The organism is Sphingopyxis selenitireducens (assembly GCF_051550705.1).
Classification (GTDB): domain Bacteria; phylum Pseudomonadota; class Alphaproteobacteria; order Sphingomonadales; family Sphingomonadaceae; genus Sphingopyxis.
This window is the reverse complement of the sequence record NZ_JBPULG010000003.1, coordinates 538,581-552,015: the sequence shown is the minus strand read 5'-3', so window position 1 is coordinate 552,015 and position 13,435 is coordinate 538,581. Positions and strand designations below refer to the sequence as shown.

The 13,435-nt window shown below is 60.4% G+C and carries 11 protein-coding genes and 1 tRNA gene; 6 read left to right on the top strand and 6 right to left on the bottom strand.

Annotation, left to right across the window (positions count from 1 at the left end):
- Nucleotides 1-2: 2 nt before the first annotated feature.
- Together rsgA and ACSYDV_RS12585 are read right to left on the bottom strand one after the other, a co-directional pair.
- Nucleotides 3-998 carry a ribosome small subunit-dependent GTPase A gene (rsgA, locus tag ACSYDV_RS12590; protein ID WP_438324158.1) on the bottom strand — a complete coding sequence of 332 codons (996 nt, stop codon included), beginning with the start codon at nucleotides 996-998 and terminating at the stop codon, nucleotides 3-5.
- 70 nt (nucleotides 999-1,068) lie between these two features.
- A complete protein-coding gene (locus tag ACSYDV_RS12585) occupies nucleotides 1,069-2,748 on the bottom strand; it encodes a tetratricopeptide repeat protein (RefSeq protein WP_438324293.1) in 1,680 nt (559 codons plus the stop codon).
- 459 nt (nucleotides 2,749-3,207) lie between these two features.
- Here ACSYDV_RS12585 and ACSYDV_RS12580 point away from each other — a divergent pair.
- Nucleotides 3,208-3,283, top strand: a tRNA-Thr gene (locus ACSYDV_RS12580).
- Nucleotides 3,284-3,855: 572 nt separating this feature from the next.
- On the opposite strand, the gene ACSYDV_RS12575 is transcribed toward ACSYDV_RS12580, so the two are convergent.
- A complete protein-coding gene (locus tag ACSYDV_RS12575; RefSeq protein ID WP_438324157.1) occupies nucleotides 3,856-4,938 on the bottom strand; it encodes an aromatic ring-hydroxylating dioxygenase subunit alpha in 1,083 nt (360 codons plus the stop codon).
- A gap of 375 nt (nucleotides 4,939-5,313) precedes the next feature.
- Here ACSYDV_RS12575 and ACSYDV_RS12570 point away from each other — a divergent pair, with 375 nt between their 5' ends.
- Nucleotides 5,314-6,471 carry an acyl-CoA dehydrogenase family protein gene (locus tag ACSYDV_RS12570; protein WP_438324156.1) on the top strand — a complete coding sequence of 386 codons (1,158 nt, stop codon included), beginning with the start codon at nucleotides 5,314-5,316 and terminating at the stop codon, nucleotides 6,469-6,471.
- Between the two features lies 1 nt (nucleotide 6,472).
- Nucleotides 6,473-7,246, top strand: a complete 774-nt coding sequence (locus ACSYDV_RS12565; RefSeq protein ID WP_438324155.1) for an SDR family NAD(P)-dependent oxidoreductase — start codon at nucleotides 6,473-6,475, stop codon at nucleotides 7,244-7,246.
- A 47-nt stretch (nucleotides 7,247-7,293) separates the two neighbouring features.
- Here the strand turns inward: ACSYDV_RS12565 and ACSYDV_RS12560 are convergent, their stop codons facing one another.
- From ACSYDV_RS12560 to ACSYDV_RS12550, 3 genes are all read right to left on the bottom strand, one after another.
- The gene (locus ACSYDV_RS12560; protein WP_438324154.1) at nucleotides 7,294-7,854 is read right to left on the bottom strand and encodes a TetR/AcrR family transcriptional regulator; all 561 of its coding nucleotides are present in this window, start codon (nucleotides 7,852-7,854) and stop codon (nucleotides 7,294-7,296) included.
- A 277-nt stretch (nucleotides 7,855-8,131) separates the two neighbouring features.
- Nucleotides 8,132-9,259, bottom strand: a complete 1,128-nt coding sequence (locus ACSYDV_RS12555; RefSeq protein ID WP_438324153.1) for an LLM class flavin-dependent oxidoreductase — start codon at nucleotides 9,257-9,259, stop codon at nucleotides 8,132-8,134.
- Between the two features lie 192 nt (nucleotides 9,260-9,451).
- The gene (locus ACSYDV_RS12550) at nucleotides 9,452-10,363 is read right to left on the bottom strand and encodes a VOC family protein (RefSeq protein ID WP_438324152.1); all 912 of its coding nucleotides are present in this window, start codon (nucleotides 10,361-10,363) and stop codon (nucleotides 9,452-9,454) included.
- Between the two features lie 233 nt (nucleotides 10,364-10,596).
- Here ACSYDV_RS12550 and ACSYDV_RS12545 point away from each other — a divergent pair, with 233 nt between their 5' ends.
- Genes ACSYDV_RS12545 through ACSYDV_RS12535 form a run of 3 tightly spaced genes read left to right on the top strand, consistent with a single transcriptional unit; the run spans nucleotide 10,597 to nucleotide 13,427 of the window.
- Nucleotides 10,597-11,805, top strand: coding sequence for an acyl-CoA dehydrogenase family protein (locus ACSYDV_RS12545; protein WP_438324151.1), 1,209 nt, complete (start codon nucleotides 10,597-10,599; stop codon nucleotides 11,803-11,805).
- Nucleotides 11,806-11,824: 19 nt separating this feature from the next.
- Nucleotides 11,825-12,649: an alpha/beta fold hydrolase gene (locus tag ACSYDV_RS12540; protein ID WP_438324150.1), complete on the top strand. Its 825-nt coding sequence runs from the start codon at nucleotides 11,825-11,827 to the stop codon at nucleotides 12,647-12,649.
- Entirely contained in the window at nucleotides 12,636-13,427 is a 792-nt protein-coding gene (locus ACSYDV_RS12535; RefSeq protein WP_438324149.1) for a fumarylacetoacetate hydrolase family protein, read from the top strand. Before ACSYDV_RS12540 ends, ACSYDV_RS12535 begins: the two co-directional genes overlap by 14 nt.
- Nucleotides 13,428-13,435: the final 8 nt, after the last annotated feature.

Below are 13,435 nucleotides of genomic sequence, written 5' to 3'. Positions count from 1 at the left end.
GCCTACCGGTTCCGTTTCGTATAGCGAGCGGCGCTGGCGTCTTCTTCGGCCGCCAGCTTGCGCCAGCGATCGAAGCGCTCGATGGACAGCGTGCCTTCGGCAATCGCCGCCCGAACGGCACAACCGGGCTCGACACCATGCGCGCAGTTGGAGAAGCGGCAGTCTCGAGCCGCTTCGATAAAATCGTCGAAAACCTCGGATATTCCAGCACCCGCGTCGGACAGTTGCAATTCGCGCATGCCGGGAGTGTCGAGCAGCCAGCCACCGCGCGCGAGCCGGTGCATTTCGCGCACCGTGGTCGTGTGACGTCCCGTCCCGTCGCGGGCACGAATGGCCTGCGTGGCAATGCTGTCCGATCTCCGCAATCCGTTGACCAGCGTCGATTTCCCGACGCCGGACGAGCCCAGAAGCGCCACGGTCTCCCCCGGTCCGCACCAAGACGCGAGGTGCGCGACACTGGCGGGGTCGCGGCCGTTAACGGTTTCGACGCGCAGCCCCGGCTCGACCGCGCGCGCCGCCGCTGCGAACACCTCGGGCGTATCGGTCAGGTCGGCCTTGGTGAGCACCACGACCGGGTTCACCCCCACCTCGCGCGCCAGAACCAGATAACGCTCCAGCCGCGCGACGCTGAAATCCTGATTGCACGACGCGACGATGAACAGCGTATCAACATTGGCGGCGATCATCTGATCCTTGCGGGGATCGCCCGGCGAGCGTCGCTTGAACAGGTTCATGCGGCCCAGCACGCGGACGGGCAGATCGGTGTGACGGTCGACAAGCAACCAGTCGCCCACCGTCGGATGATCGTCCGACGGACCCGCGCCCGGAATATGGGGGGAAATAAAGCCCTGCCCGCCCGCGCCCGCCACGGCAATCTTGCCGCGATGAACGGCCATCACCCGGACGGGATGGCACTGCTGCGCTTCGTCGGGCGTGACCTGCTCGCTGAACCAGTCCCTCCAGCCCAGCTCTTCGAGGGTCTCATCGGTGGATTTCATAGGGCTGCAGAAGCATCTTTCGCGCGGCCCAACAAGCGGTTTCCCTCCATCCGACCCGCAAATGCGGGACCTAGAGACGTTCCATGCGCAACCAGTTCCGGTCGCCCAACCATTCCCGTTCAAATGCCCGCCGCGCCGCCGCGGCCTCAAGCCCGTGTTTCTGTGCCTCTTCGCTGCGGGTCAGGCCATAAAGCGCCCAGCCGTTTCGGGGCGTTTGCAGCAGCGCCGCGCGAAAAGCCTGACCGGCCTCGTCATAGCGTCCGGCCTCGAACAGCGCCGCGCCCAGCGACTGGCTGACCGGATAATACCAATAGGCGGGTTCCTGATACGGAATCTTGCCTTCGAAACGCATCGCTTCGCGGTAGTGACGCACCGCCGCATCGAACCGCCCCTCGGCCCGCGCGAAGCGCCCGCGCGCCACGGCTTCGGCCAGCGAGAGGAGGTCGGGCGCAGGTACCCCCTGTGCGATCATCGACGCAAAGGCATCCGAATTGCGCAGCGCCACCAGCGCCGCCATCTCGCGGTCAAAACCCGCCCGGTCGCGCCGCTCGGCCTGCGCCACCGCGCGGGCGTAGTGGCGCATCGCCACGGCATAGGGAAGGCGCGGATCGGCGGGCGGCAGCGCCAAAATCTCCGCAGGCCGGGCGAACTGCGCCATTGCGAGATAGGGCGCGGCATCGATCGCCTGAATCCATGCGATCCGCGCCGATGTTTCGGGATCGAGCACAGTGCGCAGGCGCTTCGCTTCGCGAATGGCGGTGCCCATGTCGCCCGCCATCTGCGCCGATGTCACGATGAAATGGATGTTGTGCGGATAATAGCCATAGCGCACGAGGCTGCGATCGCCGGTATCGCGAATGAAGGCCTCGTCGGCGCGTGCCGCCGCGATATTGACCCGCATCGAATCGGCATAGCGTCCCCGGACCTGATAGATATGCGCCGGCATATGAACGAGGTGCCCGGCGCTGGGCGCGAGCGGCCGGGCCAGCCGGTCGGCGGCGGCTTCGGCGCGCTCCGGCTCGGCGCTATTTTCCATCAGATGGACATAGAGATGTGCGGCCTGAAGATTGTCCGGGTTGCGCGCCAGCACCGCTTCGACCAGCCGGACCGCCTCGCCGCTGCGGCCCACCGGCGTCCGCTTGTCGGCTTCCCAATAATTCCACGGGCTGGTGTCCATCACCGCTTCGGCCGTGAGGACCGCGACATCATCATCCTTGGGAAAACGCCGCGCGACGTCCAGCATCGCATCGGCATAAGCAGCATCGAGCGCCACGCGGTCGGCCTTCGGGTCGCGCGCATAACGTAGGGCGATCGCGTCAATCAGCGCCTGCTCCATTGGCGACGCTTCGCCGCGCAACGCGCGCGCGCGGTCCATCGCGGCCAGCGCCGCCTCGCGGTCGCGCTCGTCCATCGGCGCGTTGATATTCGGCCCCAACGCCAGTGCCTCACCCCACCAGCACATGGCGCATTTCGGGTCGAGACGCTGCGCTTCGCGGAACGATCGGACCGCACCTGCATGGTTAAAGCCATAGGTGAGCAGCAAGCCCTGGTTGAAATAGTCGCGCGCCCGCGCATTGGCTGTCGTGACCGGCATGCGCGGCGCGGTCAGATCGGGATAGAGCGGCATCGGGGCCGATGCCGCACCGATCGGACCCGCGACCGCCGCCGCCAGCGCAAGTTCCTGCCGCAATGTCGCCATCGCCGCCCTGCCACCGCAAAATGAAGACGCCAGCCGCGTCGGATCCAGCATCGCAAGCGCTTCGGACGAGAAATAGGGCCCCGCCGAAGAACCGGAAAACAGAAAAGAAGAGCTGAATAATATAAAGAGTTTCAGTGTTTTGCGCACGACCTTACTCCCCAGGGTATTACCGCACAACAAACTGAAATAAATTTACCACTTCGCCCTTTCTTCCTCAACACGCAAAACAAGCAGGGAAATCTCCCGGCCAGCATCTGCCACATTGCCTCAGCGCCTTTCGGAAGGTCTCCCGCGCGCCGCGCTGAGGATCGCCGGACGAGATCGAAACCGGCACGTCGCCCCGGGATTCAGGAAGGAAGACCGAAACATATTTTCAAATGAAAATGCCATGCGCGCTGGCCCGCAAAGGGGCTTGCAAGCCCACACAAACCGCCCCTCGCACCCCAAATCGAGAAATTGCGCAACGATGCTTGTTTTCGCATCGACACGCTGATAGAGGCGCCCCTCGTTGCCGCTTTAGCTCAGTTGGTAGAGCACATCATTCGTAATGATGGGGTCACAGGTTCGAGTCCTGTAAGCGGCACCATTCCCGACCGTTTTCCGGTCGCTTTTACCCCGCAAAAGCACGGTTTTCTTCTAGTTCTGGTACTGCACTTGTACCGGACCAAGGCCGCTCATGACAGCTTAGCGTCATTTGGGAGGGCCTGAGACGGGACTCAGATGAGTTGTTTGCGCTCACCAATATCGAGATACTTGCTCTCCGCCCCGCGATAAATCTTACAAGGTTGCAGACCGTCCCGGACTATAGGTTCAGGTCCAACCGACCGGCTCGATCCTCTGGCGTCTCAAATATCGCATCTACGGCGTTCAGCGGAAGCTCTGCTTCGGAAGTTCCCCGAAGTTTCGCAGAGAGCCGAGCCTAGTCGGCGAACTGATGCGCACGATCTCTACCTATAGCGGCCGAGCCGAGACACGCATCAGGCCAGCATCGGGAATGCGCCAGATTTCTCCGCAAGGATCACGGCAACCTTGGCGTAAACAGAATCCGGCATTCGAATGGTCTTTGACCGTAAGATTTCAAGATTTGTTCGGCCGCCGTCCGCGTGGCCGACATTATGCAGAACTATCTGCACATGGGCGTAGCCTATAAGGCGTTGGCTATACGGGTCCTTCTAGCTCCAGGGAACCAGTCGGCGGACGCTCCTTGTGTATCGGCACATGCTTTCCGTTGGTCCGCCGGTGATATTCTTCGACGCGCGCCCGCGGGTTATAGAATTGCCGATACCATATGCGACCGAGCTGGAAATTGCGTTCGGTTGGTAGTCCCATGATCCGTACCGCCGGCTTCTTGTTCCGCCATATGTCGAAATCCTGCTGGAACGCAGCCAACACCTCGTTCTGGACGCCCTTCGCTCTTGCGCGCTCATCGTCCCCCGGCGTCGCGGTAGACGTCATCAGCAGATTATTATGCCAGACCTTGGTCACGCCGTCCTCGACCGGCGTGTGAAAGATGAATTCAATGGAGCGGATATCGCCGATCGCCTGCCTCGAAAGCAAAAGCCCCGGGCCGGTATACCAGGTATAAGTCATCAGAAACGCATCATATTCCCGACGGAACCCGCCCTGCCTTTGGTAATAGAGATGATTCTGGAATTCATTCTCGAAATATTCGCATGGGGAGCCATGCGTTGGTCCGAGGTGATTGGCGTCGGCCATGTTATCGAGTATTTCCTGAGGATGAACCGCCAGTGATCCAAGATGGTCGTACACGCCGTTGATCCAGTTCGGCTGATCCCATTCGGTCAGGCTAGGCGGCTCGAAATCCGGTTCACCGCCCTCGGGGTCGTGCCACATCATGATTGCGCCCATCACCTCGGTTACCCGATAGGAGCCCAACTTCGCAGCCTTCGGACACGGGCCGTCGAAGCCCGGAATATCGTCGACGTGACCGTCGTGATTGAAGCGCCAGCCGTGATAGGGACAGCGGATCGTATCGCCCACGATCTGCTCTCCATGTGCGACAAGCGAGGCGCTGGTCGAGGCCGCGAGATGTGCGCCCATATGGCTGCAATGGGCATCGAGCAGGATAAGGCGGCCACTCTGGCCCCGAAAGAGCGCAAAATCCTTGCCAAAAAAGCGCAGCGGCAGTGGTGCCTCTTGAAGTTCCGATGCTTCGGCAATCATGAACCAGCCGCGCGGAAAGTCGAACTCCCCCAGTCCATAATCCTTGGTCGTAGCCACTATCGCAATTCCCTCTCGTCATCGAAATCGAGCTGACAGGCAACTCATCATATCCGGACGCTCGGTGCAGGAAATGACGCCTGCACGAACGACTCCTTTCATGGACGGCAGGCGCCGGAAACGGCCGATAATCTTCGAAACCGGCGGCCTCGTCCTTATGAGCAAAAGACAGCGAAGCTCGCTCAGCTGAAACTCGCATTCACTCGCGAAACACCCGGCGTCGACGCATTGAAGATGCCGCCGCCGGGATATGGCTCGTTCGGGCATCTCGCGGGTCTCGCGACACTCTCACCCCGAATACGAGTTCAAATTGAGTGAGATCGGGATGTAGGAATTTCGGCGACGAATATTCCAACGAACCGACAAGAATTGCAGGTGATTGTGAATCAGTTTTTGCCCATCGAGCGAACGATATTCTCCGCAGAGCATGACATGTTTCGAAGCAATGTGCGGCGCTTCATGCAGGATTCCGTCATCCCCAATCTGGATAAATGGAACAAGCAGGGCCATCCGGATCGCAAGGTCTGGCTCGAAGCCGGAAAGCACGGGTTTCTATGCGTTACAACGCCGGAGCAATATGGCGGGGCTGGCGCGGACCGGAAATATAGCGCCGTGCTGATCGAGGAGCAGCAGCGCGCCAACGCTGCGGGTCCCGGCTTTGTCATGCACTCCGAAATCGTCGCGGGATATATCGAGCGCTTCGGGGACGAACTGCAAAAGAAGACATGGCTGCCAAAGATGGCCCGCGGCGAGATCATCGGCTCGCTCGCGATGACGGAACCGCGGGGAGGTTCGGATCTGCGGGCCATTTCCACGCGCGCTGTCGTCGATGGCGACGACTATCTGATCAACGGCGCAAAAACCTTCATCACCAACGGCTACATCACCGACCTCGTTATAGTCGCCGCCAAAACCGACCAGAAGGACGGGAAAAGCGGCCTGTCCCTATTTCTCGTCGAGGCGGACCGCAAAGGTGTCAGCAAAAGCCCGCCGCTCGACAAGATCGGCCAGAAAGCCCAGGACGCAGCCGAGCTTTTCTTCGACGGCGTCCGGGTTCCCAAAGCCAATCTCCTCGGCGTTGCGGGCGAAGGCCTATCCTATCTTATGCAGGAGCTCGCTTGGGAACGGCTGATGATCGCTATCCGCGCCGTCGCCGGCTGCGAGATCGCGCTGGAAACGACCGTCGACTATACCAAGTCGCGCGAAGCATTCGGGCAGAAGTTGCTCGATTTCCAGAACACAAAGTTCAAGCTGGCCGAGTGCAAAAGCAAAACGCAAATCGCACGGGTCTATGTCGATCGCTGCATTGAACTGGCCTCGGCGGGCCAATTGAGTGCCGAGGCATCGGCCATGGCCAAATGGTGGTGCACCGAACTGCAGAACCGAGTGCTCGACGACTGCGTCCAGCTCCATGGCGGCTATGGCTATATGCTCGAATATCCCGTCGCGCGGGCATGGATCGATGCCCGCGCCCAGATGATCTACGGCGGCACGAACGAGATCATGAAAGAGATTATCTCGAGGAGCTTTTGACATGACAGCCGCTCCCGATTTTCCCGAGGAGGGCGTCGCGCTCGTCATCGGAGGCAGCGGCGGTATTGGCCGGGCGATCTGCGAAAAGCTCGCTGCGTCGGGCTCCGATGTCGTGTTGACCTATCGTACCAATGCGGCTGCAGCCGAGGACACGGCCCAGACCATAAGCGGATATGGGCGCAAGGCCGCCTGTGTCCCGCTGGCCATGGAGAATGCCGTCGATGTCGCGGCCGTTTGCGCCGGGATCATTGCGAAACATCGCCGCATCCACACCGTCGTAAACGCCGCGGGATCGCATATTGCGATGAAGTTCATCGGCGATATCGGCCCCGAAGAATTTCGGCGCGTCCTTGACGCCGACACCAACGGCTTTTTCAATCTGGTCCATGCCATGCTGCCCCACATGCGGGAAAGCGGCGGAAACTTCGTGACGATCAGCACAACCGGCCTGCTACGGTGGCCCGCAAAGGACGCCCTGTCAGTCGTCCCAAAGGCCGCGATCGACGCCTTGATGACGGGGATCGCCAGAGAGGAAGGGCGACACGCTATCCGCGCCAACACTGTGGCGCTCGGCCTGATCGACGCCGGCCTTTTCCGGAAGTTGATCGGCGTCGCCTATGACGACAAATATATCGATGCGGCCATCCGGAACTCCGCACTGAAACGGCTGGGGACCGCCGATGAAGTCGCCGACGCGGTCGTATTCCTCGCATCACATCGGGCACGTTTCGTGACCGGCCAAACGCTTACCCTTGATGGCGGATACAGCCTCTGATTCCCTGCGGGAAGGGAGCTCGTGCCGCCTTCGATGGCGCCCCCTCTTTATGCCTTCAGATAAGCGAGGGTCAATCTGACCATTTCGTCGATGAACTCCTCATCGGTCATGTCGGCCGGGCTTTCCAGGATATAGCGCCGGATGTTCGACAGGACTGCTATTTCGAGGATGTTGAGCGATCGATCGAGATTCGTGACGGTGATCTCGTCAAAATGATTCTCGAATAGCGCCTTGCTGGTGGCATGGGTAAACCGTTCGACCGACAGATTCCGCGTCAGCTCGACCAGCTCGGGCGTCTGCTTGGAAAGCGAATATAGAAGGACTTTGTGCTCCCGGAAATTTTCCAGCAAGTACGTCAATATCCTGCGGCTCGCCACATGCAGGGGGCCATCCATGGACTCCCGCAGAACGGCGCGAACACCGTTGGCAAGGCTCGACACTCTGAGTTCGATCAATGCCGATACGACCGAGTCCCGGTTCGGAAAATACTGGTACAGCGAACCGATGCTGACCCCCGCCCTCTCGGCGATATAATTGGTGGTCGCCTTATCATATCCGTCCTTGAGGATAATGAGTTCCGCCGCTTCCAGAATCGCTTCGGACGTCACTTTGGCCCTGCTTTGAATGGGTGTCTTTCGTCGCAATGATTATATCCCAGATAGAAGGCCGCGTGTCCCGACGCGGCGGCCGCCGGATCGCAGAATCAAATACTTCCGCCGAAACCCAACGCGCAAAAGATCGCAGTCGCCCGGCTTTGTCGACTGGTTTTTCGCCGCGTTCGCTGCGTCAGAAACAAGCAAAGCCGCTCCCCGTGCCCGGCGCATTTCCGGCCCCGGTCAGCGGATCGCTTAACGTCACGGCATGACCGGGGCAGCAAGTACGCGGTCAGCCAGGTCCGCGTGCCTGGCGCAAACCGGATTGCTCGATACGCGGCAATACGTCGCGCACAAGTCTGTGCAGACTGTCGACATAGTCGATCGCGCTCAGGATGACCCCGTCGATCCCCGCCGCAGAGATATCCTCCAATATGCGGGAAACGGTTTCGGCGTTGCCGACCACTGGCATGCCTGCCCCCACAGCGACCGTCCGGCGAAGGAAGCGCATCTGGTCGGACTCTTCCGCGACGCCGTTTTCGCGCGCCATTGTCGAGATGAAACTATCGACAGCTACGCGGTCGACCTTGTCCTCGGAATAGTGCCGCACATAATCCCTCGCCTCGTCGTCACCATCCTTCAGCACCAGCTGTATATTGGTCCAGACCTGCATGTCGCGCCCGTAAGTATCGCGCGCCAGCTGCTTGTATTTTTCCACCTGCGCGCGCCATTGTTCGCGGCTCTCGCCAAAGAGGCCGATCAGGCCGATATCCGAATGGCGTGCAGCAAAATGCATTCCCGTATCCGAATAACCTGCGTTCATGATCGGGACCGCAGCACGGCGCAGCGGTTGCGGCCTCGACAGCGCGGCTTTCATCGAAAACCATTCGCTCTTGAAATCAAACTCTTGATGGTCCGACCACAACCGGCGGATCAAAGTCAGCCATTCGGCCAGATATTCATAGCGCTCTTTGTGGCCGAGCAGGTCGATCCCGAACATTTCAAACTCGCGCCGGTTCCAGCCGCCGACGACATTCATCCCGAAACGACCGCCGGAAACCGCGTCGATCGTCGCCGCCTGCTTTGCCACGATCAACGGATGAACGGTGGGTGCGTGTGTGGTGGCGAATACGCCGATGCGCTGAGTCGCCTGAGCGATGGCAGCGGCATAGATGAACGGGTCAATGACTTCATGCGACGAATGATCGAAGTCGCCATCTACGTAACCTTTCCAGCGCGCGATCGGCACGGCCACCTCGAACCCCGCATCATCGGCCATTCGGGCTACACGAACACACTCGTTCCAGTCGGGCTTGAACAGTTCGGGTACGGTCGTGAGCGCCGGCGCGGTATTGATGCAGAAGACGCCCAGCTTCAGACGGTTCGCCGAATTGACGGGATGCGAAGGAAGGCCGGTCATTGCGCTTTCTCCGCGCAAACCAGGCATCGCCCGGCCGGAATAGCCTCTTCCGTTTCCGCTATCCGGCAATGGCACGAATGCATCGAATGAAAACTCATAACTGTTGTGACCATGACATTCTCCCTCTCGGCAATCTTTGGTGTTGAATAACTGGATGGAATTCCCGCGGCAGCATCTGCGGCCTGCCTTGCATCAGCCTGCGTTTTCGGCGGCGTTTTGCCATGCCCAGACATGCCCCCATTCACTGGGCGTCCCGTGCGCGGTGGGCACCCAGGTCGCGGGGTCGATCACGAGCGGATCGCAACCGACCTCCAGATCGAACCCCGATGGAGTCTGCATGTAAAAGCCGAAAGTCTGGTCGTTCACGTGGCGGCCGATCGATGCGCTTTCGGGAATATTCGCCTGCCGCATCCGGTCGTGGCATTTGCCCACGTCCGCCTGTGTTTTCATTTCCAGCATCACATGGACACAGCCGAAGGGCGACTGGGGGATATCGCCCAGCGCAAGCGAATGATGCCGGCCGTTGTTCGCGTGCATGAACGTAAACCCCATGCCGGGATCGCCCGGATCTTCACTGAAGCGGTAACGTGCGATGTCTGTGTCGCGGAACCCTATGCCGACATAAAAAGCGTGGGTTTCATCGAAATTCGGAGCCGCGAACACGACGTGCCCCATTCCCATCTCTCCGGTCACAAAGCCGGTCACCCCGGCGGGCGAAGCGAAGGCGCTGTCCGCTCGCGCGCCACCGTGGAAGAACTCCAACCCGTTTCCGGCGGGATCGGTTGTCCGGAAAAAGGCAGCTACCGCACGTAAACGCGCCTCTTCCACCGTCCCATCCTGAATCGGCCGCCCCGCCCGATTGATCCGATCACGAAGTGCCGCAAGTTCGGTAGCATCGCTCACTTCATAGGCCGCCGCCGTCAGGCGTTCCGCATCCCCCGCCTGAATCCAGAAACGGAGTGGCCTATCGTCAATGCGATAGAAGGCGGCACCATCGGGCGCATTGTCCGTGCGCATGGCCCCGACCACCGCTGTCAGATAGCTGTCCCACGCCTCGGGCTTTGCCGTCTCGACCAGAACATACCCCAAAGCCTTGATTCCCATGCGCTCACTCCCCCTGCAGCAGCCGGACGGGCCCGATCGACAGGCCCCCGCCCCCTCTTAACCTTGCGACATCGCCAGCAAGCGGAGGCCTCGCGCCCCGCCCTTTGCATCGCTTATATACGAATATACAACTTTATAGACTTTTCAAATCATCTTTTTCGTAATATTTATCGATTCGATTACGAAATATGAAACGAGATCTTCTCGTTCAACTTGAGAGAGAGGCCAGCGCAATGACTCAAGCAAACTCCAAAGGATTGGATTCCCCGGCAATTCCGACCGCGGAAGAGTTGATCGCTCGAGCCCGCGCTCTGATCCCGACGCTCAATCAACGCGCAAGGCAGACGACGCTGGACGGCGACATCTCTGCAGCGACCATGGAAGACCTGAGGGCGGCCGGCTTCTTCCGCATCCTCCAGCCACGACGCTATGGCGGCTATGAAATGGAACCCGGCATTTTTTACGAGGTGCAAAAACTGCTCGCCGAAGGCTGTATGTCAACCGGCTGGGTCTATGGCGTGCTGGGATGCCATCCCTATCAGCTGGCGCTGTTCGCCGACGAAGCCCAGCGCGAGGTGTGGGGCGACAATGCGGACATGCTGGTATCGTCCACCTATCAGCCAGTCGGAAAAGTCGAAAAAGCGGACGGAGGCTTCTATTTATCCGGCCGCTGGGGATTTTCTTCCGGCTCCTCGCACTGCGGCTGGGTGCTGCTCGGCTCGCTTTACTTCCCGGAGGACGGAACGCCGGATCTGCGCACATTCCTGCTGCCAGCTTCGGACTATCAGGTGATCAAAGGGACGTGGGATGTGTTCGGCCTGCAAGGGACCGGCAGCTTCGATATTGTCGTCGACCGCGCCTTTGTCCCCGAACATCGTACCCACAGGTCAAGCGACGGTTTCGCCTGCACCAACCCGGGGCAGCAAGTAAATGATGCGCCCCTCTATCGCCTGCCTTGGGCCCAGGTCTTCGTTCGCGCCGTGTCGACAGCGGCCTTTGGTAGCGCGCGGGCGGCGATCAGAGCCGGTCTTGAAATCGCGAACAATCGCATCTCCACCAATACGGGCAAGGCTTCGAAGAGCGACCCCATTCTCCAGTCCGCACTGGCCCGCGCGATCGCCGAAGTGGACGAGATGGAGCTCAGGCAACAGGCCAGCTTCGACACCATGATGGACTATGCCGAACGCGGCGTAGCGATCCCTATCGAGCGCCGCACGCTTTTTGCCTACCAGTCCTCGACCGTCGTGCGGCGCATGGCCGATCTGGTCGACAATATCGTGAAGCTGCTCGGCGGCCGCGCCATCTACATGTCCAGCCCCATTCTTCAGCCGTGGCTCGACCTGAAAGCTGCCCGCGCCCACGTCGCCAACGATCCGGGAATCCGTGCAGCCGACGTCCTCGGCACCATGGCCGGGGAGCAACCAGCCTTCAATTATATTTGAACCTTCGGGGATGAAAATGATGAACGAGCTCAAAAGTGCGACCTATAGGGTCGCTGGGGGATACGACATTCACATCAAGGAAACCGGGTCCGGGCCCGCAGTCGTGTTCATTCACGGCAGCGGTCCCGGAGCCTCGGGCCTGTCCAACTTTCGTGAAAATATCGACGCCTTCGCTGCCGCCGGATATCGCGTCGTCCTTCCCGACATGATCGGTTACGGCGCCTCGTCAAAGCCGGAGGGTATCGACTATAGCCTCGCGCTGTTTACCGGCACCTTGTTCGAAGCCCTGCAGGCGCATGGCCTTGAAAAGGCGGCACTGGTCGGCAATTCGCTCGGCGGCGGCGTTGCGATCCAGATCGCGCTCGACCATCCCGAATTTGTCGAAAACCTCGTGCTGATGGCGCCGGGATGTGTCGCTTCCTTCGAAGCCTATATCGCGATGCCGGGAATTTCGCGGATGCGATCGAGTTTCGGCGAGGCAGGATTCGATATCGCCGAACAGAAACGGCTCATCTCCAACCTCGTGCATCCGGACTTCGCGCCCGCCATTACGGACGAGCTCGTCGCTGAACGCTTTGCCGTCGCGCGCATCCAACCGAAAGACGTGCTCACCCGGATGCGAACGCCCGATCTCGGCGCGCGTCTTGGCGAGATCACCATGCCCATCCTGGTGCTGTGGGGCCACAACGACGAATTCTGCCCGGAAGCACATAGTCGGCTTTTTCTCGAGCGTTGCGCAGACGTGCGGACCATCAGCTTCGCACGCACCGGCCACTGGGTGCAGCTTGAACGCAGAAACGAGTTCAACAATTATTCGATCGGTTTTCTCCATGACCATCGCTGAACGATTCGGTCACGAGCTCTTCGGCGCGCTTCGCGACCGGAGAACCCTCCCGCCACTGATCGACCGTGTTCCGTCACTGACGATCGACGACGCTTATGCGATCAGCCTCGACTTTCTGTCCCGTCGGCGAAAAGAGGGCGAGCGCGTCGTAGGCAAGAAGATCGGCGTGACGTCGAAGGCAGTGCAGGACATGCTCGGCGTGCGCCAGCCCGACTTCGGCTTCCTCACCGATGCGATGCATATCCGGGGCGAAGAGATCAGCGTGGATGCGCATGGGCTGATCCAGCCTCGTGCCGAGGCCGAAATCGCCTTCATCCTGAAAGCGCCGCTCCAAGGTCCGGGTGTCACGGCCGCTGACGTGCTCGATGCCACCGAAGCCATCGCTCCTTGCTTCGAAATTGTCGACAGCCGCATCACCGACTGGAAGATCGGCATTGTCGACACGGTAGCGGACAATGCATCATGCGGGGTTTTCGTGATTGGCAAGGAACGGCTCGATCCCCGTGCGCTCGATCTTCCAAATCTGCATGTCGCCGTAGTGAAGAACGGTACACCGCTTTCGGAAGGCTATGGCCATGCGGTTCAGGGCGATCCCGCACAGGCGGTCGCATGGCTCGCCAATACGCTCGGCGCGCATGGCGTGTCGCTCGACCCCGGCGACATCATCCTGTCGGGCAGCCTTGTCCCGCTCGAACCTGTGGCACGCGGCGATGTCTTCGAAATGATCCTCGGCAATGGCCACCGCACGCTCGGCCATTGCATCGCGCGTTTTGTATAAGGAATGAC

What these genes read in the sequence shown, in the direction of transcription:
- rsgA (WP_438324158.1), bottom strand. Translation starts at nt 998, where the DNA reads ATGAAATCCACCGATGAGACCCTCGAAGAGCTGGGCTGGAGGGACTGG.
- ACSYDV_RS12585 (WP_438324293.1), bottom strand. Translation starts at nt 2,748, where the DNA reads ATGCTGGATCCGACGCGGCTGGCGTCTTCATTTTGCGGTGGCAGGGCG.
- ACSYDV_RS12565 (WP_438324155.1), top strand. Translation starts at nt 6,473, where the DNA reads ATGACAGCCGCTCCCGATTTTCCCGAGGAGGGCGTCGCGCTCGTCATC.
- ACSYDV_RS12555 (WP_438324153.1), bottom strand. Translation starts at nt 9,259, where the DNA reads ATGACCGGCCTTCCTTCGCATCCCGTCAATTCGGCGAACCGTCTGAAG.
- ACSYDV_RS12550 (WP_438324152.1), bottom strand. Translation starts at nt 10,363, where the DNA reads ATGGGAATCAAGGCTTTGGGGTATGTTCTGGTCGAGACGGCAAAGCCC.
- ACSYDV_RS12545 (WP_438324151.1), top strand. Translation starts at nt 10,597, where the DNA reads ATGACTCAAGCAAACTCCAAAGGATTGGATTCCCCGGCAATTCCGACC.
- ACSYDV_RS12540 (WP_438324150.1), top strand. Translation starts at nt 11,825, where the DNA reads ATGAACGAGCTCAAAAGTGCGACCTATAGGGTCGCTGGGGGATACGAC.
- ACSYDV_RS12535 (WP_438324149.1), top strand. Translation starts at nt 12,636, where the DNA reads ATGACCATCGCTGAACGATTCGGTCACGAGCTCTTCGGCGCGCTTCGC.